At 37.8% G+C, this 26,133-nt stretch carries 12 protein-coding genes; all 12 read left to right on the top strand.

The features are described from left to right. The first annotated feature begins 365 nt into the window (after nucleotides 1–365). Nucleotides 366–4,769, top strand: coding sequence for an Ig-like domain-containing protein (locus ACPF9A_RS03765; RefSeq protein WP_424001794.1), 4,404 nt, complete (start codon nucleotides 366–368; stop codon nucleotides 4,767–4,769). Nucleotides 4,770–4,780: 11 nt separating this feature from the next. Continuing rightward, complete coding sequence (locus tag ACPF9A_RS03760; RefSeq protein ID WP_424001792.1) at nucleotides 4,781–5,734, top strand: PorP/SprF family type IX secretion system membrane protein; 954 nt, start codon at nucleotides 4,781–4,783, stop codon at nucleotides 5,732–5,734. Between the two features lie 15 nt (nucleotides 5,735–5,749). Next, nucleotides 5,750–7,690, top strand: a complete 1,941-nt coding sequence (locus ACPF9A_RS03755) for an OmpA family protein (RefSeq protein ID WP_424001789.1) — start codon at nucleotides 5,750–5,752, stop codon at nucleotides 7,688–7,690. Nucleotides 7,691–7,965: 275 nt separating this feature from the next. Continuing rightward, nucleotides 7,966–8,556, top strand: a complete 591-nt coding sequence (locus tag ACPF9A_RS03750) for a Calx-beta domain-containing protein (protein WP_424001788.1) — start codon at nucleotides 7,966–7,968, stop codon at nucleotides 8,554–8,556. Between the two features lie 276 nt (nucleotides 8,557–8,832). Next, entirely contained in the window at nucleotides 8,833–10,626 is a 1,794-nt protein-coding gene (locus ACPF9A_RS03745; RefSeq protein WP_424001786.1) for an SdrD B-like domain-containing protein, read from the top strand. After that, nucleotides 10,623–11,594 (top strand): right-handed parallel beta-helix repeat-containing protein, encoded by a 972-nt coding sequence (locus ACPF9A_RS03740; RefSeq protein WP_424004417.1) that lies wholly within the window; start codon nucleotides 10,623–10,625, stop codon nucleotides 11,592–11,594. The genes ACPF9A_RS03745 and ACPF9A_RS03740 overlap by 4 nt, the downstream gene beginning before the upstream one ends. A 750-nt stretch (nucleotides 11,595–12,344) precedes the next feature. Further along, nucleotides 12,345–21,077 (top strand): hypothetical protein, encoded by an 8,733-nt coding sequence (locus ACPF9A_RS03735; protein ID WP_424001784.1) that lies wholly within the window; start codon nucleotides 12,345–12,347, stop codon nucleotides 21,075–21,077. A gap of 32 nt (nucleotides 21,078–21,109) precedes the next feature. Next, entirely contained in the window at nucleotides 21,110–23,131 is a 2,022-nt protein-coding gene (locus tag ACPF9A_RS03730; RefSeq protein ID WP_424001782.1) for a gliding motility-associated C-terminal domain-containing protein, read from the top strand. Between the two features lie 5 nt (nucleotides 23,132–23,136). Then, entirely contained in the window at nucleotides 23,137–24,090 is a 954-nt protein-coding gene (locus tag ACPF9A_RS03725; protein WP_424001780.1) for a PorP/SprF family type IX secretion system membrane protein, read from the top strand. Between the two features lie 60 nt (nucleotides 24,091–24,150). Beyond that, complete coding sequence (gene idi, locus ACPF9A_RS03720) at nucleotides 24,151–24,681, top strand: isopentenyl-diphosphate Delta-isomerase (protein ID WP_424001778.1); 531 nt, start codon at nucleotides 24,151–24,153, stop codon at nucleotides 24,679–24,681. Beyond that, on the top strand, nucleotides 24,681–25,088 hold the full coding sequence (locus ACPF9A_RS03715) for a 6-pyruvoyl trahydropterin synthase family protein (RefSeq protein WP_424001776.1): 408 nt from the start codon (nucleotides 24,681–24,683) through the stop codon (nucleotides 25,086–25,088). Before idi ends, ACPF9A_RS03715 begins: the two co-directional genes overlap by 1 nt. Before the next feature lie 81 nt (nucleotides 25,089–25,169). Beyond that, nucleotides 25,170–26,132 carry a type I phosphomannose isomerase catalytic subunit gene (locus ACPF9A_RS03710; protein ID WP_424004415.1) on the top strand — a complete coding sequence of 321 codons (963 nt, stop codon included), beginning with the start codon at nucleotides 25,170–25,172 and terminating at the stop codon, nucleotides 26,130–26,132. Nucleotide 26,133 lies beyond the last annotated feature (1 nt).

Raw genomic sequence — 26,133 nt, 5'->3', positions numbered from 1 at the left:
TGCAAAAGTAATATAAATTCAATTCTTAACATTTAGGTTGTAGGTATGATAATTTTAAATTGTTATTTTTTTGTATTTGTTTTATTAAGTGGTTGTTAGATTTTTAAAGGTTAATATTTTCAATATTCTATGATCTTTTACTAAGATTTCATCGTAAATAAAATTGAAATGTTAAATATTCTTAATTAAAAAGACTTCTTTTTCTGTCGATTACCTATTTAATTCCTTGGTTAATCGAAAAAGAATTTGAGTTGATTCAATTATGATTTATCTTAGCAACGTTTAATAAGATTGCCCCACTTTCTTAAAAGCGAATATTAAAAACACTACAAAATGCCATGGTGATTAGTAAAACACTAACACTTATGGGTAAAATTACTTTTATAAAAATTTACGGTTATAGAACCGAAAGATTTTCATTTCTATTCAGTCTATCAATTATTTTTCTTTTCGGAAATCAGATCTTTGCATTAGAATCTAAGGAGAAAATTCCATCTATTCAGGTGTTTGAACAATCTGTAGAAGATATTGATAAAGATGATGATGGTATTCTGGATACAATGGAAGATCAAAATGAAGATGGAGATGGCAATTTTTTGACCAATCCCTCAGATAGAGATGGAGATGGTATTCCTAACTATTTGGATATTGATTCTGATGGAGATGGTATATTGGATAATTACGAGGGTCAACGCACGTCGTCATATGTTGCACCTTTAGGAGTAGACAATAATAACAATGGTCTAGATGATGCATATGAAGGTTCTTACGGATTTGGAATTATTCCCATAAACTCTGATAGAGCTGCAATTGTAGATTTTTTGGATGTCGATTCTGACATTGATGGAATACGTGATAATGTTGAGTCTCAACCTTATCTGGAATATGTTGCTCCCTTAGGTATCGATGTGAACCAAAATGGTTTAGATGATGCTTATGAAGGTAGTTTTGGTTTTGGTATAGTTCCCATTAATTCCGATAGTGATCAATACCCTGATTATAGAGACTTTGATTCTGATAATGATGGTATTAAAGATAAAGTAGAGGCTCAAACTTCTGAAGGGTATATTCCGCCAATTGGTGATAATGATAACAATGGTATTGATGATTCTTATGAAGCTGGGTTGTCTCCTATAGATACTGACGGTGATGGAATTCCTGATTTTCATGATATAGATTCTGATAATGATGGAATTTTAGATAATTATGAAGCTCAATCAACTGCTGGTTATGTTGCACCAGATGGTATTGATAGCACGCGTGATGGTCTAGATGAAGTATATGGTCAAGGAGGTATTGAACCTCAATTTAATTCAGATGATGACTCAAAGCCAGATTATAGAGATATCGATTCTGATAATGACGGCATACCAGATAATGTTGAAGGACAATCGACTAGCGGCTATATGCCTCCATCAGGTTTAGATAGCGATAAAGATGGTCTTGACGATGCTTATGAAGGATCAGGAGATCAAGGTGTTGACATGGTTAATACTGATGGTGATTCAGAGCCTGATTATAGAGATTTAGACAGTGACAACGATTCTGCTGCCGATAACAATGAGGGCAACGATTTCAATTTTGACGGAATACCTGACCTGACCTATACCGGTGTGGATACCGATGGCGATGGTTTGGACGATGGTTATGAAGGTTCTGATGTAATTGATGGTTTCGATGTCAACGATGAGATCAACGACCCTGCGAATGATTTGCCTGATACCGATGGTACTGAAGATGTAAATTATAGAGATTTGGACGATGACGGTGATGGTATTGATACACCTGACGAGGATGCTAACAATGATGGTGATCCTACAAATGACGATACCGATAATGATGGTACTCCTGATTATTTAGATCCGGACACCAATACAGGTCCTGATACAGATGGCGATGGAGTTCCTGACAGTGCCGACCTTGATGATGACAATGATGGAATATTGGATACGGTTGAAGATTCTAATTTAGATGGAGACAATAATCCTTTAACTAATCCATTAGATTCAGATAATGACGGAAAGCCAAATCATTTAGATATTGATAGCGATAACGATGGAATTCCAGATAACGTAGAGGCTCAGACCACTGACGGATATATTGCACCAAACGACGACGATGCTGCTACGTATGCTTCTAACGATGGTGTTAATAGTGCATATCCCGAAGGACTTACGCCAGTAAATACAGATGGAACCGACAATGTTGATTACCTTGATTTGGATAGTGACAACGATTCTGTTCCAGATAATAATGAGGGCAACGATTTCAATTTTGACGGAATCCCTGACCAGACCTTTACAAATGTTGACACCGATGGTGATGGATTGGACGATGGTTATGAGGGATCTGATGTAAATGACGGTTTCGATGTCAACGATGAGATCAACGATCCTGCAAATGATTTGCCTGATACCGACGGTACTGAAGATGTAAATTATAGAGATTTGGACGATGACGGTGATGGTATTGATACACCTGACGAGGATGCTAACAACGATGGTGATCCTACAAATGACGATACCGATAATGATGGTACTCCTGATTATTTAGATCCGGACACCAATACAGGTCCTGATACAGATGGCGATGGAGTTCCTGACAGTGCCGACCTTGATGATGACAATGATGGAATATTGGATACGGTTGAAGATTCTAATTTAGATGGAGACAATAATCCTTTAACTAATCCATTAGATTCAGATAATGACGGAAAGCCAAATCATTTGGATATTGATAGCGATAACGATGGAATTCCAGATAACGTAGAGGCTCAGACTACTGACGGATATATTGCGCCAAACGACGACGATGCTGCTACATATACATCTAACGATGGTGTGAATAGTGCATATCCCGAAGGACTTACGCCAGTAAATACAGATGGAACTGACAATGTTGATTACTTTGATTTGGATAGTGACAACGATTCTGTTCCAGATAATAATGAGGGTAACGATTTCAATTTTGATGGAATCCCTGATCAAACTTTTACAGGTGTAGATACCGATGGTGATGGATTGGACGATGGTTATGAAGGTTCAGATGTTAATGACGGTTTCGATGTCAACGATGAGATCAACGATCCTGCGAACGATTTACCTGATACCGATGGTACCGAAGATGTTAACTATAGAGATTTGGACGATGACGGTGACGGAATATATACACCTGACGAGGATGCTGACAATGATGGTGATCCTACAAATGACGATACCGATAATGATGGTACACCTGATTATTTAGACCCGGATAGTGGTACGCCAGTAGTTCTAGATGTTGTAGATGATTCGGTTTCTACCCCAGTAGCTACTCCAACCGATATAGATATTTTAGATAATGATTTTGGTATTCCTACTGATGGAACATTAACTGTAACAGATCCATCAAACGGTACTGTTGAAATCAATGATGGAGGAACTCCAGATGATATCTCTGACGATACGATTACATATACACCAAATGATGGTTTCGAAGGAACGGAAACTATCGAGTATACGGTTTGTGATACTGAAGGTAACTGTGATACGGCTACGATAACTATTACTGTAGGTGAACCTGTAGCTTTAGATGTTGTAGACGATTCTGTAGCAACACCTGTCGATTCTCCAATAGAAATTGATATTTTAGATAATGATTTTGGTATTCCTACTGATGGAACATTAACTGTAACAGATCCATCAAACGGTACTGTTGAAATCAATGATGGAGGAACTCCAGATGATATCTCTGACGATACGATTACATATACACCTAACGATGGTTTTGAAGGAACCGATGTTATAGAATATACGGTATGTGATGCAGAAGGTAATTGTGACACGGCAACTGTAACAATTACTGTAGGTGAACCGGTGGCTCTAGATGTTGTAGACGATTCAGTATCTACACCAATGGATACTCCAATCGACATTGATATTTTAGATAATGATTTTGGTATTCCTACTGATGGAACATTAACTGTAACAGACCCATCAAACGGTACTGTTGAAATCAATGATGGGGGAACTCCCAATGATATTTCAGATGATACGATTACGTATACTCCGAACGATGGTTTTGAAGGAACCGATGTTATAGAATATACGGTATGTGATGCAGAAGGTAATTGTGACACGGCAACTGTAACAATTACTGTAGGTGAACCGATAGCTCTAGATGTTGTAGACGATTCAGTATCTACACCAATAGATACTCCAATCGACATTGATATTTTAGATAATGATTTTGGTATTCCGACAGATGGTACGTTAACTGTAACAGACCCATCAAACGGTACTGTTGAAATCAATGATGGGGGAACTCCCGATGATATTTCTGATGATACGATTACATATACACCTAACGATGGTTTTGAAGGAACCGATGTTATAGAATATACGGTATGTGATGTGGAAGGAAATTGTGACACGGCTACGGTAGAAATTATAGTTGTTGATAATAATCCTACAGAAACAGACGACGACCCAATTGAAGTAAATCAAATGGTAACACCAAATGGAGATGGTAGAAATGAGTTCTTATTCATTAGAGGTGTAGATAAGATTCGCAACAGCACTTTAAAGATATTTAATAGATGGGGAGTTGCTGTTTACGAAGGTGAAAATTACAATAATCAAAATAATGTATTTGATGGTAGATCAAGAGGTAGGTCTACGTTAAGTACAGATGATTATCTTCCGGCCGGAATATATTTCTATATATTTGATTATACTACCTTTGAAGGAGTAAATAAAGTAGATAGTGAATATCTGTATATTAGTAGATAATAGTATAAAATATGAATATTAAAAATAAGTTTTTAATCCTGTTTGGAGGTTTGTTGCTAATGTTTAGTAGCGCCGTTGCCCAGCAAGATGCGCAGTATACTCAGTATATGTTCAATACAATGAGCGTCAATCCGGCTTATGCGGGCTCTAGAGGCCAGTTAAGCATTACAGGGTTATATAGATCTCAATGGGTAGGTCTGGAAGGAGCACCAAAAACCCAAACATTAAATATTCAGTCACCTATTAGAAATAGTAAACTTGGTTATGGTGTTTCGATTGTTAATGATGAGATAGGGAATGGCGTGGTTCAAGAAACATACTTCGATGCTGTGGTGTCTTATACTATTGATGTTTCGGCAGAGGGTAAATTGTCTTTTGGACTAAAAGCGGGCGGTAACTTGTTAAACTTAGATTTTAATCAACTTCGTAATTTTGATTCTGAACCTGTTGATGCTGATAATATAGAAAATAGATTTTCACCAAATGTTGGTGTAGGTCTTTATTATCATTCCAATGCTTTTTATGCGGGACTTTCAGCTCCGAATTTGTTTCAAACAGAACATTTCGATAATTCTCAAAGAGATGCTAATAGTGTACAGTTTTTATCAAAAGAGAGAATTAATTTCTACTTAATTACTGGGTACGTTTTTGATTTAAATGGGAATTTAAAATTTAAGCCTGCGTTACTTACTAAAGTTGTTGGGGGAGCACCATTACAGGTTGATTTCTCTGCAAACTTCATGTTCAATGAGAAATTTACTTTTGGCGCAGCATATAGATGGGATGCTGCCGTAAGTGCAATGGCGGGTTTCCAAATTTCAGACCAATTTATGATTGGTCTAGCATATGATAGAGAAACAACAGATTTGGGAGGTACTCAATTCAACGATGGATCATTTGAAGTTCTCTTAAGATATGAATTGGTAAAATCATTTCAAAGATTGGTTTCACCTCGTTTTTTCTAAATGGCAAACTTATATATGAAACATAAATTCAAGTTTATTTTAGTATTGTTGTTATTCTTTCACGGATTAACTAAAGCTCAAGAACGTCTTATTCAAAAAGGAAACGAAAAGTTCGATTCGTATTCTTTTAGTCCGGCAATAGATATTTATAAAAAGGTATTAGATAAAGGATTTGTATCGGCAGATTTACTAAGAAAATTAGGTAATTCATACTATTATAACGCCGATTATAAAGATGCTGCTGAAACTTATAAGCAACTAGTAGCAGAGTATTCGGCAGAAATAACTGCAGAAGATTATTTTAAATATGCGCAGTCTCTTAAAACTTTAGGCGATTATGATGCTTCAAGTGATGTCATGAATAAATTTATGGAAATCACAAAAAGTGATGGTCGTGCGAATGCATTTAATGACGACCGTGATTTTATGTCAGAAATTGAGAAAAATTCTGGCAGATATAACTTAGGTCCGTTTGAATATAACTCTCCATATTCAGATTTTGCACCTTCATTTTATAAAGAGGGATTAATATTTTCTTCTGATAGAGACACAGGTAATTTTGCGAGATATCGTCATACTTGGAACGCAAAAGACTTTTTAGATTTATATGAAGTAAATGCGGATAGCTCATCTATAAATCATGTAAAAAAATTAGATGAAAATGTAAATACTCGCTACCACGAGTCTACATCTGTAGTTACTAAAGACGGGCAGACAATATATTTTACACGAAATAACACTGAAAAGAGGAAAACCGTAAAAGACGATAAAGGTATAGTTAGACTAAAGGTTTTAAGAGCTGTATTAACAGATGAGGGTATTTGGGGAGAAGTCGAAGAGTTGCCTTTTAATAGTAATTCTTATTCTGTTGCAAACCCGGCTTTGAGTCCTGATGAAAAGACATTATATTTTGTCTCAGACATGCCAGGTACATTGGGCGAGTCCGATTTGTATATGGTTGCTATTAATGAAGATCGTTCGTTTGGTACGCCTCAAAATTTAGGTTCAAACATTAATACAGAAGCAAGAGAAACTTTCCCTTACATTACAAGTGAAGAAATATTATATTTTTCTTCAGATGGTCATCCAGGGCTTGGGGGTTTAGATGTTTTTGCAACTAAAATTAAAAGGGGAGATTTTACCGGCAAAGTTTTAAATGTTGGTAAACCTGTAAATAGTAACAGTGATGATTTCACGTTTATTTTTAATGAAGAATTAAGAACAGGCTACGTAGCATCAAATCGAGAAGAAGGTTTGGGTTATGATGATATTTACAGTTTTACAGAAACAAGACCTTTAGAATTTGACTGTATTCAAAAAATTACCGGTACCGTAAGAGATAAAATTTCTAATGAGGTTTTAGTAGGTGCAACTATCAAGGTTATCGATGAAAGCAATGAAGAGTTACTATCAACAATTACAGATTCTGACGGAAACTATAGTTTAGAGCTAGATTGTAATAAAGGCAATTTTGTAAGAGCATTAATGGAAGGTTATGTGCCTTTCGAAGAGTATATAGGAATATCTGATGGAAAGCCAAAAATCATAGATTTTTACCTAGAAAGAGATCAAATTACAGCTGGTTTTGGTGATGATTTAGCCAAATTACTTCAGCTAAGTACTATTTATTTTGACTTTGATAAATATAATATCAGAAAAGATTCTGAGGTAGAAATTGAAAAAGTAATTGCCGCGCTTGAGAAATATCCCAGTTTAAAACTTAAGGTGAATGCACACACCGATAGTAGAGGCCCAGAAGCTTATAATCTTTGGTTATCTCAAAAAAGAGCTGAGTCAACTGTAAATTATATGATCAAAAAAGGCATATCGAAAGACAGATTGGTAAGTGAAGGGTATGGTGAAACTAAATTATTGAACGAGTGCTCAGATGGGGTTAAGTGTTCTGCGGCTAAACACGATATCAATAGAAGATCAGAGTTTATAATTTTAGAATAGTAATTAGAATTAGTGGTAAATGAGGAGCATCTTTTTATTAGATGCTCCTCATTTTTTATGCTCATATTACTATCTCCTTTTGAAACAGGTTTGTCTTTGAAGTAATGTTATCATAACCCCAATGAATTCTACTATTCATCGGTAAACAGCAAAATTATAGTCTCACATGTTAGTAATTTAGGTGTACACAACAAATATTTACTAGGTTCATTAATTCATAATAGATTTACCCAATATACTCATCATCAGAATCTGGGTTAATTTACAATTGAATTATGAAGAGCTTAGTAAATATATTTTTAATAGTAGTATTGTCCTTTAGTTATACTTACGGTCAGTGCCCTTTTGGAGGAAATGATACAGGCACAATTGTTACACCAACTAATACGAATCAATTTACTGGAAGTTTTCGAGGTGGGGAATACTTTAGAATGAACGTAGTTGCTGGTGGTTTTTACACGGTTTCAACCTTAGGTCTCTCAACTTGGGATACGCAACTTACCATACACGATACTAGTGCAAATTTTATAGATTTTAATGATGATTTTGGCGGAACCACACAGTCAGAAATTTCCTTTATTTCTCCTATAAATGGGCAAGTAAGAATTTTATTAAATCAATTCAATTGTCAATCAACAAATGGGGGTACTAGAACACAAGTAAGATTTAGAGGTTCTTCGACATATTTAACGGTAAGTGATGTTACGGTTACAGAAGAAGACGGTACAGCATCTTTTACTGTCACTTATAATGGAGGAAATACAAGCCCATTTACTGTAGATTATGCCACTACAGATGGCACTGCAGTTACTGTTTTTGATTATATCGCAACCAACGGAACTCTTTCCTTTACTGGAACTGCCTGACAGTCGCAAATTGTAACTGTAAACCTGATAGATAACTCTTTTGGAGAAAACAGCGAGAACTTTTTCTTAGTACTTTCAAACACCACTAATGGTGTAGATATTGCCAATTTTGGAACAGCGACCATAATTGATGGGGATCCGCCTATACCTAATGATGTTCCATTAACTTTATATGATGATTTAAGTGGTAGTTTTGACTATTCGGTAGCAGGTGGGTCATTTAGAACGCAATCCAACACGGTTGACCCATGTTCTATTTCAACAACATCTTCTAGCTTGATCACTTCAACTATACCTGCTGGTTCATCCATTAAAAAAGCCTATTTGTATTGGTCGCATTCCAACCCTAATCCTGATAATTTTGTAACCTTTGAAGGGCAGTCGGTAGAGGCTGATTTAATATATGGAGCCTTGTTCACTAATCGTCAATTTTATGGTTATATAGCAGAAGTGACAGATATTGTTGATGATATTGCTGATCCAACCACTAACATTTTTGATGTAACAGATTTGAATATAGATAATGGCAGCGATTATTGCAGCTCAGCAACTGTATTGGGAGCTTGGTCCTTAATGATATTTTATGAAGAGGATTCTTTACCGGCGTCTACTTTACAGCTATATTATGGTTTTGATATTACCCAGAACGCGGGAACTTCGTTTACCTTAGAAAACTTCTTTGCGATTAGCCCAACGGGTAGTAAAGCAACATTTTTATCTTATGAAGGGGATGCAACATTAGATGGCTCTAGTGCAGGATCAACAAATCCCGAAGAACTGTCAATTACTAATCAATTGGGTCTTACCACTGTGCTTTCCGGAGACGGAGGTCAAACTGGTAACAATGCTTATAACTCTACAATTTATGATGGAATTTCAGGTGTTAATAACAGTGGTGTCTTTGGGTTGGATTTAGACACCTATGATATCTCTTCCTTTATTATTAATGGAGATACGCAAGTTACTGCCAATGTAGATGTAGGGCAAGATTTAGTAATTTCTAGTGCGGTATTATTAAAAGTGCCTTCGAATTTAATCTCAGGTACCGTTTTTGAAGATGTGAATTACCTTGGGGGTGATGGCAGAAATGAGATTAATTCAGCTGGTATTGCTATTTCCGGAGCCACTGTAGAACTCTATGATTCGTTAGGCACTCTATCTGAAACTGCAATAACGAATAGTACAGGAGATTATGCATTTGGGGGTATGCCAAATGGAACTTATTCTATTAGAGTCATAAATTCTAGTGTGGTATCAAATAGAGGGGGCGGTGCCGTGTGTGTAAGTTGTTATCCAATTCAAACTTTTAGAGCATCTTATGATGGAACCACACTTAACCCAGTAATAAATGAGGTGGGTGGTGCCAATCCTTCAGGTACAGATACAGGTGAGGGAATATTATTGGGAGCACAAAGTGTATCCTCAATAGTAATAGCTTTTAGTGGAATTGGTAATATAGACTTTGGCTATAACTTCAATACCATTGTTAATACTAATTTTGACGGGCAAGGGTCATTACAACAATTTATAGTCAACTCAAATGCGCTAGGAAATACAGGTTTGGATATAGAGGCGAATTCAATATTTGACCCAATAGCAGGTGAAGATGTATCTATTTTTATGATACCACCTTCAGGTGATGCTCAGGGTAGGGTTGCTGATACAAATTATGCATCAGGTCGTTTTGATATATTTATACCCAATACTTCTGCACTATCTATAATTATAGATGATACAACAAGTTTTGATGGACGAACACAAACCGCGTATTCTGGAAATACAAATACTGGCACGACAGGTCTTGGAGGCTCTACAGTTGGGGTTTCGGCAATTACATTACCTAATTACGACAATCCGGAAATTCAGATTCATAGAAATGCAGGCGACGTCATAAGAATTGCAGCCCAAAATACCACAATTAGAAATGTATCGGTTTATGCAAATAACAATGCAGGTATTCGTTCGAATTCTGGTAGCGCTTTAGTTACAAATAACCTTATTGGGGTAAATGCGCTAGGTAATAATTCTGGAAATATTGATTATGGCGTTGAAGTTGTGGTGGTGAAATAGTAATAAGCGATAACTATATTGCTACAGCTTCAGATGCAGGTATTTTAATTAATGGTGGTACGAGTACGCTAATTCAAGCAAATCAAATTACAGAAAACGGTACATTGGAGTGCTTTGATAATATTACGATTCAAAATGGTTCAGGTATTACTATTACTGGCAATTTAATTCAAAAAGCAGGTGCAATTGGTATTGATGCTGATGGCTATGCAGGTAATTTAATGATTAATGAAAATACCATTTTAACTTCAGGACAAAACGGAGGTCTTTGTGCTGGAGTCATTGCTAATGCAGGAATCAAACTAGACGGTAATAATTCAACCATTTCAAAAAATTTAATAGCGTCTAACGGTGGCTCAGGAATTGTTGTTTCTGGTGGTACTACTAGCGGAAATTTAATTTCCCAAAATTCAATTTATGCTAACGGTACTACAAGTCCTGCTTTAGGTATTGATTTGGATCTATCAGATGCTCTGGGAGATGGAGTCACCTTAAATTATTTAGGTGATTTAGATTCAGGTCCTAATGGCTTAATAAACTTTCCTATAATATCTGGTGCATTTATGTCGGGAGGTAATTTAGTGGTAGAAGGTTGGTCACGCCCAGGAGCTACCATTGAAATATTTTTAACCGATGTAAATCAAGGTACAGCGACCGAAGGAGATAATCAATTGGGTTTATCTACAGATTACGGTGAAGGTCAAGTTTATGTTGTTACAGTTACCGAGGGTAGTGCGGCAGATTTGTTTTCAATGGTAACACCATATACTGATTTGGATAACAACACTGATAATACAAATAAGTTTAAGTTTTCAATACCTATGTCAATACCTATAAATGTGGGTAATTACATAACATCAACGTCTACATTATCTAATTCAACATCAGAATTTTCACCTTTTAGCATGATTGAAAATTATACAGTAATTACAAACAGAAGAATAACATACAGGATAAAGAAAAATTAATTTTCTTTCAAATAAAAAAAAGTGTGCTTTACTACCTAATTTTCAAGTGGTAAAGCACACTTTTTTATGTCTAAAAATTGGTGCAATACTATCTTGACTTTAAACAAGTATAAGACGTATTAAGTTATAATAGGTATGATAAAGGCCAGTGTAACTCTTACTCTAAACGTGTTCATACTAACGTTGTAAAACTATAACAAGATAAGTCGCATTTGCCATTGGTAGAGTGTGGTAATACAATTAGATCAGTTGTTCAATTTATAAATTCTGACTTTTTGTAAAAGTTAGAACTGTAATAAGAAACAAGCGAATTACCTTACCGCATAAAGTCCAACTAATTATATTTCATTTTTTTCTTGTATTAGTAATGATAAAAATAAGGGTGTCTACCTAAAGAAAATGGTTGGGAAAAATCAAATTTCGAATTAAAATCAACCTTTTCACACGTTCTTTTTATTCAAATTTTTTAGTCGTTTGAATAAGGAAATCGAAAATTTTTTAGTTTTCCTCAGTAACGATAACTACCCGAATAGCAGCACATCTTCGACGAACAACAATCAAAAATCATAAACATTTAACAATCCCAAACCTCACCTTTATAGAGGTATATAGCGTAAATATTGGTCTACACAACATTTATTTTAAGGAGCACTACCTATAATGAATATTTGTGTAATGTGAATACCAATGATCCGCCTTGCCGTAAAAAAGGATTGGATAATTCTGGAAAGCACATTTTTAAAAACCTATATGACCAACGAATTTTTGAAAGTGGAATTGAATAATAAAAGTATGAAGACTCAAACTGCTACAACCCTAAGTAATACCATTAAATTTATGATGGTGCTATTTACTTTACTAATATCGGGTATTTCTATGGCGCAGACAACTGTGACCCTAGAAGACCAATGTAATTGTGAAGTACTGCAGGGTACCGATGTATCAGCGCCAGGGGTAACAACTCCTGCAGGTGCAGATTTAGGAGATCTGTATGTTAATACAGATACAGGAACTATTTATTATTGGAATGGAACCACTTGGGAATTGACATCTACTGATGATCAGCAATTGCAAAATTTCACTTTTGATATATCTACAAATATTCTGTCATTAGAAATTGAAGATGGAAATATAGTTACTGCAGATTTATCGAGTTTGAATCTGGTAGAAGCACTAACCACTTTAGTAGCCAATACGGACGGTACGTTCACGTATACGGATGAAGATGGCGTTGATACGATCATCGATGTAACTGATCTGGAGACATTGACGACTATCGCTTTAAATGCGGATGATACGAATATCGATTATACGGATGAAGACGGATTGGTAACACAATTAGATCTATCGGCTATCGTTTCAAATTTAGAAGCACTAACCACTTTAGTAGCCAATACGGACGGAACACTTACGTATACGGATGAAGATGGTGTTGCCACTATTATCGATATTGCAAATTTAGAGACCTTAACTACGATCGCTTTAAATGCGGATAATACGAATATCGATTATACGGATGAAGACGGCGTAGTAACTCAGTTAGATCTATCGGCTATCGTTTCAAATTTAGAAGCACTAACCACTTTAGTAGCCAATACGGACGGAACACTTACGTATACGGATGAAGATGGCGTTGATACGATCATCGATGTAACTGATCTGGAGACATTGACGACTATCGCTTTAAATGCGGATGATACGAATATCGATTATACGGATGAAGACGGATTGGTAACACAATTAGATCTATCGGCTATCGTTTCAAATTTAGAAGCACTAACCACTTTAGTAGCCAATACGGACGGAACTTTGACGTATACAGATGAAGATGGTGTTGCCACTATTATCGATGTTGCAAATTTAGAGACCTTAACTACGATCGCTTTAAATGCGGATAATACGAATATCGATTATACGGATGAAGATGGATTAGTAACACAATTAGATCTATCTGCGATCGTTGCGAACTTAGAAGCGTTGACTACGGTAGTAGCCAATACGGACGGTACGTTCACGTATACGGATGAAGATGGCATTGATACGATCATCGATGTTACGGATCTGGAGACATTGACGACTATCGCTTTAAATGCGGATGATACGAATATCGATTATACGGATGAAGATGGATTAGTAACACAATTAGATCTATCGGCAATCGTAGCGAACTTGGAAGCGTTGACTACGGTAGTAGCCAATACGGACGGTACGTTCACGTATACGGATGAAGATGGCGTTGATACGATCATCGATGTAACTGATCTGGAGACATTGACAACAATCGCTTTAAATGCGGATGATACGAATATCGATTATACGGATGAAGATGGATTAGTAACACAATTAGATCTATCTGCGATCGTAGCGAACTTAGAAGCGTTGACTACGGTAGTAGCCAATACGGATGGTACGTTCACGTATACGGATGAAGATGGCGTTGATACGATCATCGATGTTACAGATCTGGAGACCTTGACGACTATCGCTTTAAATGCGGACAATACGAATATCGATTATACGGATGAAGATGGATTAGTAACACAATTAGATCTATCTGCGATCGTTGCGAACTTGGAAGCGTTGACTACGGTAGTAGCCAATACGGACGGTACGTTCACGTATACGGATGAAGATGGCATTGATACGATCATCGATGTAACTGATCTGGAGACATTGACAACAATCGCTTTAAATGCGGATGATACGAATATCGATTATACGGATGAAGATGGATTAGTAACACAATTAGATCTATCGGCAATCGTAGCGAACTTGGAAGCGTTGACTACCGTAGTAGCCAATACGGACGGCACATTTACGTATACTGATGAAGATGGTGTTGATACGATCATCGATGTAACTGATTTAGAAACATTGACAATTATCGCTTTAAATGCTGATAACACGAATATCGATTATACGGACGAAGATGGTGTAACCACGCAGATTGATCTTACAGCCGCTGTACAGAATTTGGAAACGGTAACAATTTTAAATACAACGGATAATATAACTTATACTTATACCTCAGAAGATACAACAACTACCTCCTTTGACGGTACAGATGATCAAAATGCTGAAGAAGTTCCTTTGGTAACCCCAACTGATTTTGATGGCGATACCGTTAATGAGACCAATGTAGAAGAAGCTTTGAACGCCATATCTAATTCTGGCGAATGGATAGATGGCACAACCACAGCGACATCAGGGGATGGAATATTAGCAAAACAAGCAGATGCCAATGGAGCCACGGTTTTTGTAGGTGATAATGGAAAAGTGCGGATGATGGATTCAGATTTCGACACTACACTCGATGATGTTACGGCTTTTGAAGCACCAATTTTTAAAAAATATTCTACAGATGCTTTTGGCGCTAATAGCGCCGATCAAATGTTTGAAAGAAGTAATTTTAGAATTAATCCCAACGCAGGCGATATTAGGTATACGGGCCTTCGGCCTAATCTGGTAGTAGACCCAGGGTACAGCGGTTCTTCTTTGGTCAATTTACGTGGAATATGGTCACAAACAGTAGGTGATGGTACTGCTGGTAGTTCAATAAACACTATTTTCGGCATAACTGGTGCCGCAACGAATCAAGGTGAGGGAACAATAGGTACTTTAATCGGTATTTACGGTTTACCGATTGCTGAATCAGGTATTGTGAACGAGATGAACGCCCTATTGGCACAACCGATAGCTCGCGGTACAGGTGCTGCTACAAATGTAAGGGGGCTTTATGTAATGCCTATTAGAGGTGGATCTGCTACATTCGAAAATCTATATGGTATTGATGTTTCTAATCAAGTTAATCTATCGACCAATAATAACTACGGTATGCGTATCGGTAACATTTCAGGTGCTGCCAATAACTATTCCATCTATACGAATACAGGCCAAGTAAGTTTTGGCGATGAACTGCAATTGAGAACTGTAAACCCAGGTTCAAGTACAGATCAAATACTTACTATTGACGCATTAGGTGTAGTGCAGAGTTTGTCCCCTAATGACATAAATACTGATAATCAAAATGCCGATGAGGTTAATTTAGCTACACCATTAGATGTTGATGGTGATTTAGTTAACGAAACAACCGTAGAAGAAGCAATAGCAGATATTGTAGCTAATAGTAGTGATAATCAAGATTTAACTGGTGCTAACTTAAATGAATCAAATCAACTTCAGATTAATATTGAAAATGGAGCGTCAACAACGGTAGATTTATCATCATTAAGTGAAACAGTAACTGCAGGAACAGGAGCTGTAACAGTAGATGATGACGGTAATGGAAATTACACAGTAAATTCTACAGATACAGACGAAGATGAAACTAACGAATTAGCGGTATTAGCATCAGGACCACCAAGTACAAACGGTGTAAATTCCGGTGATACTTATGTCGATACAGACAATGGTCAATTATACGCATGGGATGGAACAACTTGGCAACAGGTTGGTGGTAGTGCAGCACCAGATGCCGATCCAGACCCAGAAAATGAACTTTCAGATATATCATTAACAAATACTACGTTAGAGCTTACGAACCCTGCACCTGGTGCAACAGGGGTTGATTTGAATAATACTTTCGCTAAGGACACGGAATTATCAGATGCAATCACAGCAAGTGAAGCATTAGATTTAGATAAAGATGATCAAAACGAATTACAAGATTTAGAAGATGTTTTAACAAGAGACCCTAGTGCTGGAGGTATTGTTATTACCGATGTAGGTACACCTGTAAATGCAAACGATGCTGTTAATAAGGCATATGTAGATAATCTTGCCGATGATGATGTAAGTGTAAACAACACAACTGCAGGTAACAGAATTGCAACTATTTCTGAGCCAGGTATAACTGCTGTAGATATTAATGAATCTGTAACTACTTTAAGTGATGCGGACGGTGATGGAATTTTCGAATATGTTTCAGAAAACACTACGACTACTAGTTTTGATGGTACCGATGATCAAAATGCATCTGAAGTTAGTTTAGCTACTCCATTAGATGTTGATGGAGATTTGGTTAATGAAACAACCGTAGAGGAAGCTATTGCAGATTTAGCGAATAGTAGCAGTGACAATCAAGATTTGGAGCTAAATAGCAGTACAAATATTTTAAGTTTGACCAATGATGCTTCTACAGTTGATTTAACTCCTTATGTAAATGATGATACGAACGAGATTCAAGATTTAGAATTAACGGGAAATAATCTTACATTAACAAATGACCCAACTGCAACTGCAATCGATTTATCAGATTATAGAGAAACGGTAATCGGAATAAATGATATCACGGTAACCAATGACGGTAGTGGAAACTTCACTGTTGATTATGTAGACGGTGATAAGAGTGATACTAACGAAATTCAAAATGCGGCAGAAGTAGATTTAGCAACTCCTATTGACGTTGATGGAGATACTGTGAACGAAACAACAGTTGAAGAAGCTATTGCGGATTTGGCGAATAATAGCAGTGATAATCAGAATTTGACAGGAGCGACATTAAATGGGGCAAATCAACTACAAATAGGTATAGATAGAGGAAGCTCTACAAATGTCGATTTATCATCGTTAAGTGAAACAGTAACTGCTGGTACAGGTGCTGTAACTGTTGATGATGACGGTAATGGAAATTATACGGTTAATTCTACAGATACAGACGAAGATGAAACCAATGAGATTCAAGATTTAACTTATGATGTTTTAACGCAGACATTAAATATTACAAACAATCCTACAGCAAGTGATATTGATTTGTCAGCATTGGTTAATACAGATGAACAAACACTTAGTGTTCTAGGAGACCAATTAACTATTACTACAGGTAATACAGTTACCTTACCAAATGCAGATGTAACAGATAATGGCGATGGAACTTCAACAATCGAGGATATCGATGGTAACTCGGTAACGGTTGACAACGACGGAGTAGATAATGTTGATGATGCGGATAATGTAATAGGAAACGAATACAACACAGGAAGTACAATTACAGACGGTAGTTTAGAAATTACCGATGGTGGCGGTACAGAATCGGTAAACCTTATCAGTGGTAATGCTAATAACGATTTAGCCTTTGGTACAGATGGTGCATTATATTTAAATGTAGCTTCTGTAACAATAACAGAGACTATAACAACTCTTGCGGATAATGGTGATGGTAGCTTTACCTATAACAATGAAAGCGGAGCACCGGTATCATTCCAAGCTTCTACGATTACCGACAATGGCGATGGAACTTCCACGATAGGTTTAGCCGATGGAGGAACAATCACCGTAGATAATGACGGAGTAGATAATGTTGATGATGCGGATAACAATCCAACTAATGAGATACAGACAGTAGCATCTGGCGATGGTTCTGTAGCGGTAGTAAGAACGGATGATGATTTTGATTTATCGGTTACTTTCCCAACGAACAATGACAACGATCCAAGAAACGAGATTACAACAGTTGCAGATAATGGTGACGGTACTTCAACTATCGAGGATATCGACGGTAACTCGGTAACGGTTGATAATGACGGGGTAGATAATGTAGATGATGCGGATAACAATCCGACCAATGAGATACAGACAGTAGCATCTGGCGATGGTTCTGTAGCGGTAGTAAGAACGGATGATAATTTTGATTTATCGGTTACTTTCCCAACGAACAATGACAACGATCCAAGAAACGAGATAACAACAGTTGCAGATAATGGTGACGGTACTTCAACTATCGAGGATATCGATGGAAACTCGGTAACCGTTGATAATGACGGGGTAGATAATATAGATGATGCGGATAACAATCCGACCAATGAGATTCAGACAGTAGCATCTGGCGATGGTTCTGTAGCGGTAGTAAGAACGGATGATGATTTTGATTTATCGGTTACTTTCCCAACGAACAATGACAACGATCCAAGAAACGAGATAACAACAGTTGCAGATAATGGTGACGGTACTTCAACTATCGAAGATATCGATGGTAACTCGGTAACGGTTGACAACGACGGAGTAGATAATGTTGATGATGCGGATTCAGAAATCGGAAACGAATACAACACAGGAAGTGCTATTACAGATGGTAGTCTTGAGATTACCGATGGTGGCGGAACTGAATCGGTTAATCTTATCAGTACTAATGCTAATAACGATTTAGCCTTTGGTACAGATGGTGCATTGTATTTAAATGTAGCTTCTGTAACAATATCAGAAACTGTAACAACCCTTGCGGATAATGGAGATGGTAGCTTTACGTATACAAATGAAAGCGGAGCACCGGTATCATTCCAAGCATCAACAATAACAAATAATGGTGATGGAACATCAACGGTTGCATTAGCAGATGGAGGTTCTATCATTTTAGATAATGATGGTGTAGATAATGTAGACGATGCGGATAACGATCCGAATAATGAAATAGAATTACCAAATGGTGGTACTAACGGACAAGTTTTGTCCACAGACGGTTCGGGAACATATACATGGGTTGATGCAGATACAGGTCCTCAAGGTCCAGTAGGGCCAGCGGGAGCAGATGGAAATGACGGAGCAACAGGAGCAACGGGTCCTCAGGGAATACCAGGAAATGATGGAGCAACAGGAGCACAGGGTCCAGCCGGTCCAGTAGGACCAGCGGGAGCAGACGGAAACGATGGAGCAACAGGAGCAACGGGTCCTCGGGGAATACCAGGAAATGATGGAGCAACAGGAGCACAAGGTCCAGCCGGTCCAGTAGGACCAGCGGGAGCAGATGGAAACGATGGAGCAACCGGAGCGACAGGTCCACAAGGACCAGCAGGGACAGACGGAAACGATGGAGCAACGGGTCCACAAGGAATACCAGGAAATGATGGGGCAACAGGAGCACAAGGTCCAGCCGGTCCAGTAGGACCAGCGGGAGCGGATGGCGCAACAGGAGCAACTGGTCCACAGGGAATACCAGGAAATGACGGAGCAGATGGAAACGATGGAGCAACCGGAGCAACGGGTCCACAAGGAATACCAGGAAATGATGGAGCAACAGGCGCAACGGGAGCACAAGGTCCAGCCGGTCCAGTAGGACCAGCGGGAGCGGATGGCGCAACAGGAGCAACGGGTCCTCAGGGAATACCAGGAAATGACGGAGCAGACGGAAACGATGGAGCAACCGGAGCGACAGGTCCACAAGGACCAGCAGGGGCAGACGGAAACGATGGAGCAACGGGTCCACAAGGAATACCAGGAAATGACGGAGCAGACGGAAACGATGGAGCAACCGGAGCGACAGGTCCAACAGGTCCAGTAGGACCAGCGGGAGCGGATGGCGCAACAGGAGCAACGGGTCCTCAGGGAATACCAGGAAATGACGGAGCAGACGGAGCAGACGGAAACGATGGAGCAACAGGAGCACAAGGTCCAGCCGGTCCAGTAGGACCAGCGGGAGTAGATGGAAACGATGGAGCAACCGGAGCGACAGGTCCACAAGGACCAACAGGACCAGCGGGAGCGGATGGGGCAACAGGAGCAACGGGTCCACAGGGAATACCAGGAAATGATGGAGCAACAGGTGCGACAGGTCCACAAGGCCCAGTAGGTCCAGCTGGACAAAACGGTCAGGATGGTCAACAGGGACCTGCAGGTCAACCAGGACAGGATGGTCAGGATGGCGCAACAGGACCAACGGGTCCAGCAGGTCCACAAGGCCCAGTAGGTCCAGCAGGGCAAAACGGTCAGGATGGTCAACAGGGACCTGCAGGTCAACCAGGACAGGATGGTCAGGATGGACAAACAGGTCCAACGGGTCCGACAGGTCCGGCAGGTGATCCAGCAACTGATGATCAAACATTGGCAACAACAGGTGCTGCAGGTCAAATATCAATTACTGGAGGTAATGCAATTACTTTAAACGTAAATGATGCTGATTCAAATCCATCAAATGAACTTCAAACGCTTTCTAAGTCAGGTACTAATATTACTTTGTCTAATGGTGGTGGTACAGTTTCAATCGCAGATAATGATAATAATTCGAATAACGAAATACAGACAATAACATCAACAGATGGTTCTGTAACAGTAACTCCAACTGGTATTAATTATAACCTTTCTGTACCAACAGCAAACGGTGCAGAAACGATTGTAGAAGCAGCGCCAGACACAGATATTAGTGTTACTGGTACAGGTACATCAGCTGATCCATATTTGATTGCGAATACTAGACCTGATATTTTCTATCCGCCTTCTATAGAGGTAGATGTGGCAACAACAGGTACTGGTAGAACAATAGATTTACATGCAGAGTATATGACTCAATATGGTACACCGGCTGTAGTTAGTGCAGGTGCTCCAGCAGCAATACCAACGTATACAAATACTGAATTATATTACTATGTTACGTATTTTGACCCTACGGTATTTGCCAATGTATCGGTTAGTGCAACGGGTATAATGACTTACGATGTTATTGCAGCGCCAACTGATTATAATACATTGATCAACGTAGTTTTTGTAGCACAATAATTAGCTAATTGAAGCATAGATCCCAAATCGATTTGAAAAAAACGCATATATATAAAACCATATTCCTCAGTATCGTAACTACGATACTGGGAGTGTTGGTATCTAACGCCCAGTTCTTACTTCAGGCACCAACGGATAGTGATCAAAATAACTTTCGTTGGTATGAAGCTTCAGACACGGCAACGGTACTTGGTACTGATTCTTTTTACGAAGTAACCCAACCAGGTATTTATTTTGCAACATACGATGGTACTTTGTGTGGTTCTAATGCCACAGGTTACTTTATTGTAACCGATTGTAATAATCCAGACAATGAAGTAACTATGGATATTACTTCTAACGTACCAAGCACTGCTTCGGTAAGTTGGAGTCCGCCATTATTAGGGGATCAATTAAGTCCCATGGTAATTGCTACCGATGCTGTAGTAAGATATACTGCACTAGTAACCAAAGCAGGTAATACGTTTAGCCTACCAAATTTTACGGTGGTGTGTTTGCCTGAAGCTGCAGATTTAGAAGATGATTTTGTAACTACAGACGAAGAAGTACCAGTAATTATAGATATTTATGGTAATGATGCCGATTTACCGGATGTAGGTGCTTTGACAACCACAGATCCAGCAAATGGTTCAGTAACTATTGATGATGGTGGTACACCAAACAATCCTATGGATGATATAGTAACCTATACTCCAGATGTAGATTTCAATGGTACAGATACTTTTGATTATACGATTTGCAATGGCTATGGAGATTGTAGTTCGGCAACCGTAACTATAGATGTATTGCCAATATTAGATACTAACGATGATTCTATTGCTATAGATATCAATGCAATCACAGTAATAGATACATGGCAATTAAATGATAATGATTTACCTACAGATGGTACATTCAGCGTAACACAACCAACCAATGGTTCGGTAACTGTTGATGATAATGGTACACCGAATGATCCATCCGATGATATTCCAACATACTTCTCGAATAATAATTATTTAGGCACAGATGCTTTTGATTATACGGTTTGTGATGCAGTTGGTAATTGTAGCACATCGACTATAACTATCATGATCAATCCTGCAGGTGTTGATATGGATAGTGATGATGATGGTATCGTTGATAGTTTTGAAGACTTAAATTTAGATGGCGATAATGACCCGTCAACCGATCCAACAGATTCTGATGGTGACGGCTTCCCAGATTATTTAGATATCGATGCAGATGGCGATGGTATACCAGATAATGTTGAAGCTCAGGCTACGGCAGATTATATTCCACCTTCAGGGATCGACGCGAATACCAACGGGTTAGATGATGCGTATGAAGCTAATGGTTTAACTGGATTATTCCCCGTGGATACAGACGGAGATAACCTGCCTGATTATTTAGATGAGGATAGTGATAATGATAATGTGTTAGATGCAATCGAAGCTCATGACTATAATCATGATGGTATAGCAGATGTTGTTAGCATTGGTTCTGATAAAGATAATGACGGACTAGATGATGGTTATGAAGGTGCTATTTCAGTTGATATAGATGTCAATGATGAAATTGATGATCCTTACGCACAATTGCCAAATACAGATAGCGATGAGGAATCTGATTACAGGGATACCGATGATGACGATGATGGTATAGAAACTCGTGATGAAGACGTCAATCTTAATGGAGATTACGTTGATGATGATTCTGATGATGATGGTATACCAAATTACTTAGATTCAGATTTAGGTCAGCTAGAAGAAGAAATAGAAGTTTTCAACGTTATTACACCTAACGGTGATGGTATTCATGATGTTCTTAGAATAGACGGTTTACAGAATTACCCGAAGAATACATTGAAAATCTATAACAGATGGGGTGTAGCGGTATATATGACAAAAGCGTACGATACCGAAGGTAACATCTTTGACGGAACGTCTGAAGGTAGGGTAACCGTTGACATGGAAAGTAAATTACCAGTAGGTACATATTTCTATATTCTAGATTATGAATTGCCGAACGGAGAAACAAAAACACTCTCTGGTTACATATATATAAATAGATAATGAGAATGTTGAACACCTATATAAACATACTTAAAAAGAATTTTCTAAAACGAGCTGTCGCAGTAGTGGCGGTTTGTTTTGGAGTGTTTTCTTATGGGCAGCAAGATGCCCAGTATACGCAGTACATGTATAACACGATAAGTGTAAACCCTGCATACGCGGGTTCTAGAGGGCATATTAGTATTGGTGCTTTGCATCGTTCTCAATGGGTAGGTTTAGATGGTGCCCCAACTACACAGACTTTCAATGCCCACTCACCAATCGGGTATGGGGGAGTAGGTTTAGGTTTATCGATCGTAAATGATGAGATAGGTCCTACTTCAGAAACTAATTTTGATATTGATTTTTCATATACGGTTTGGACTTCGGAAGAAGGGAGATTAAGTTTCGGATTAAAAGCTAGTGCTAACTTGTTAGATGTTAGGTTTTCAGAATTAAACCAGTATACAACAGATCCAACCTTGCAACAAGATATTGATAATAGGCTTTCACCAAATATTGGGGCTGGGGTATATTATCATACCGAAAGATTCTATGCAGGTTTATCGGTACCTCGATTTTTAGAAACATCGCATTTTCAAGAAACCAACCTTTCTACGGCTAAAGAACAAATGAACCTTTATTTGATAACTGGTTATGTTTGGGATCTAAATGAGTCAGTAAAATTTAAACCGGCATTATTGACAAAAGTGGTACAAGGTGCTCCGTTACAAGTTGATATATCGGCAAATTTTATGTTGAACGAAAAATTTATTTTAGGAGCGGCCTACAGATGGGATGCGGCATTTAGTGGAATGGCGGGTTTCAATGTATCCAATAAGTTTTTAATTGGTTTAGCGTATGATAAGGAAACTACAGATCTTGGTAATACTGCTTTCAATGATGGATCGTTCGAAATAATTTTCAGATATGATTTCATCATGACCAAGAACAACTTAAAATCTCCCCGTTTCTTCTAGATTTTTCTTTTTATATATTCATCATTACGTAAAATACGTAAAACGCCTTATTTTTACGTAATGAAGGAAGAACAGGTAATTCTCGTAAACGAAAACAACGAGCAAATAGGCACTATGGCCAAAATGGAAGCCCATGAAAAGGCAGTTTTACATAGAGCATTTTCAGTATTTATTACTAATGACAACGGTGAGATTATGCTGCAACAACGAGCGGCATCTAAATATCATTCTCCGTTATTATGGACGAATACTTGTTGTAGTCATCAGCGTGTAGGTGAATCTAATATTGAAGCAGGGAAACGTAGACTTCAAGAAGAAATGGGGTTTGTGTCAGAGTTAAAAGAATTATTTTCCTTCATATATAAAGCTCCTTTTGATAATGGTTTAACCGAGCATGAACTAGATCATGTAATGATTGGTAGTTTTAGTGCAGAACCAAAAATTAATCCTGATGAAGTAGAGGCATGGAAATGGATGTCGCCTGAAGCTATAAAAGAAGACATCGCCAGTAATTCTCAGGAATATACAGCATGGTTTAAGATTATCTTTGATAAATTTTACGAACATTTATTTAATATGCCAGCGAAATAATGAAAGTAAAAGTAAGTAGAAAAGCACATTTTAATGCCGCTCATCGATTATATAGAAAAGATTGGGACGACAGTAAAAACACTGAAATTTTCGGAAAATGTAACAACCCAAATTTCCACGGTCACAATTATGAATTAATTGTAAGCGTTACTGGTGAGATAGATGCTGAAACCGGTTTTGTTATGGATATGAAGGTGTTAAAAGATCTGATCAAAGTAGAGATTGAAGACTATTTAGACCACAAGAATTTAAATATTGAAGTATCCGAGTTTAAAACGTTAAACCCAACAGCTGAAAATATTTCGGTAATTATTTGGCAAAAGTTAAGACCACATATTCAAAAATCACACGATTTAGAAGTGGTATTATATGAAACACCTAGAAATTTTGTAACGTTCTCTGGGTAATTCAAACATTAAAATGTAAGAAAAATCTTTAAAATACGTTATAAACCTGATTTAATTGACCTATAAATAAAACATACAATGATACATCCTCTGAAATTTAGACCAATTTTAAAAGAAAGACTTTGGGGCGGTACAAAGCTTAAGGAAGTTTTTGGCAAACCTATTGAAAGTGATATTACTGGCGAAAGTTGGGAGTTGTCTACGGTTAAAGGTGATATTTCTGTTGTTGCCAATGGCAGTTTAGCAGGTAAGTCACTTCAAGATCTTATAGATTCGAATGCAGAAGAGCTTTTAGGCAAAAGTGTTGTAGAGCGCTTCGGAAAAGAATTTCCTATTCTTATAAAATTTATTGACGCCAAACAAGATTTGTCCATTCAATTGCACCCAAATGATGCCTTGGCGAAAGAGCGTCATGATTCTTTCGGTAAGACTGAGATGTGGTATATTATGGATGCAGATCCTAAAGCAGAATTAATTGTTGGCTTTAACAAAGATGTTACCAAAGAAGAATACGCTGAAAGTATTGCTAATGATACCTTGCTTGATCTTCTTAATTATGAGGAAGTTAAAGAAGGAGATACTTTCTTCATTAATACAGGTAAAATTCATGCTATTGGGGCAGGGGTAATGTTGGCAGAAATTCAACAAACATCTGATGTTACGTATCGCGTTTTCGATTTTAATAGAAAGGATAAAGATGGTAATCTTCGTGAGTTACATACAGAACTAGCACTAGATGCTGTCGATTATGAAAAGAAAGACGATTTTAAAGTCGCTTACGGTCATAAGAAAAATGAGGTGAATACCATGGTAGATTGTCCTTATTTCAAAACCAACTTCATAGAGCTTACAGAGAATTTAGATTTAGACACTACACAAAGAGATTCGTTCACCATTTTTATGTGTGTTGGTGGTGAAGTTAAGATTAATACTGCTGAAGGTGAAGTTTCAATTAAAAGTGGAGAAACAGCGCTGTTACCAGCATCTACGCAAAAAATAAAATTACAGTCTACAGGGGCTAAACTATTAGAAGTTACTATTTAAG

The organism is Maribacter sp. IgM3_T14_3, assembly GCF_049603095.1.
GTDB lineage: Bacteria > Bacteroidota > Bacteroidia > Flavobacteriales > Flavobacteriaceae > Maribacter.
This window is presented reverse-complemented; position numbering and strand designations above follow the sequence as displayed.

Excerpts from the sequence above, each read along its gene's own strand:
- ACPF9A_RS03755 (WP_424001789.1), top strand. The coding sequence starts at position 5,750 with ATGAAACATAAATTCAAGTTTATTTTAGTATTGTTGTTATTCTTTCAC.
- ACPF9A_RS03750 (WP_424001788.1), top strand. The coding sequence starts at position 7,966 with ATGAAGAGCTTAGTAAATATATTTTTAATAGTAGTATTGTCCTTTAGT.
- ACPF9A_RS03735 (WP_424001784.1), top strand. The coding sequence starts at position 12,345 with ATGACCAACGAATTTTTGAAAGTGGAATTGAATAATAAAAGTATGAAG.
- ACPF9A_RS03715 (WP_424001776.1), top strand. The coding sequence starts at position 24,681 with ATGAAAGTAAAAGTAAGTAGAAAAGCACATTTTAATGCCGCTCATCGA.
- ACPF9A_RS03725 (WP_424001780.1), top strand. The coding sequence starts at position 23,137 with ATGTTGAACACCTATATAAACATACTTAAAAAGAATTTTCTAAAACGA.
- idi (WP_424001778.1), top strand. The coding sequence starts at position 24,151 with ATGAAGGAAGAACAGGTAATTCTCGTAAACGAAAACAACGAGCAAATA.
- ACPF9A_RS03765 (WP_424001794.1), top strand. The coding sequence starts at position 366 with ATGGGTAAAATTACTTTTATAAAAATTTACGGTTATAGAACCGAAAGA.
- ACPF9A_RS03760 (WP_424001792.1), top strand. The coding sequence starts at position 4,781 with ATGAATATTAAAAATAAGTTTTTAATCCTGTTTGGAGGTTTGTTGCTA.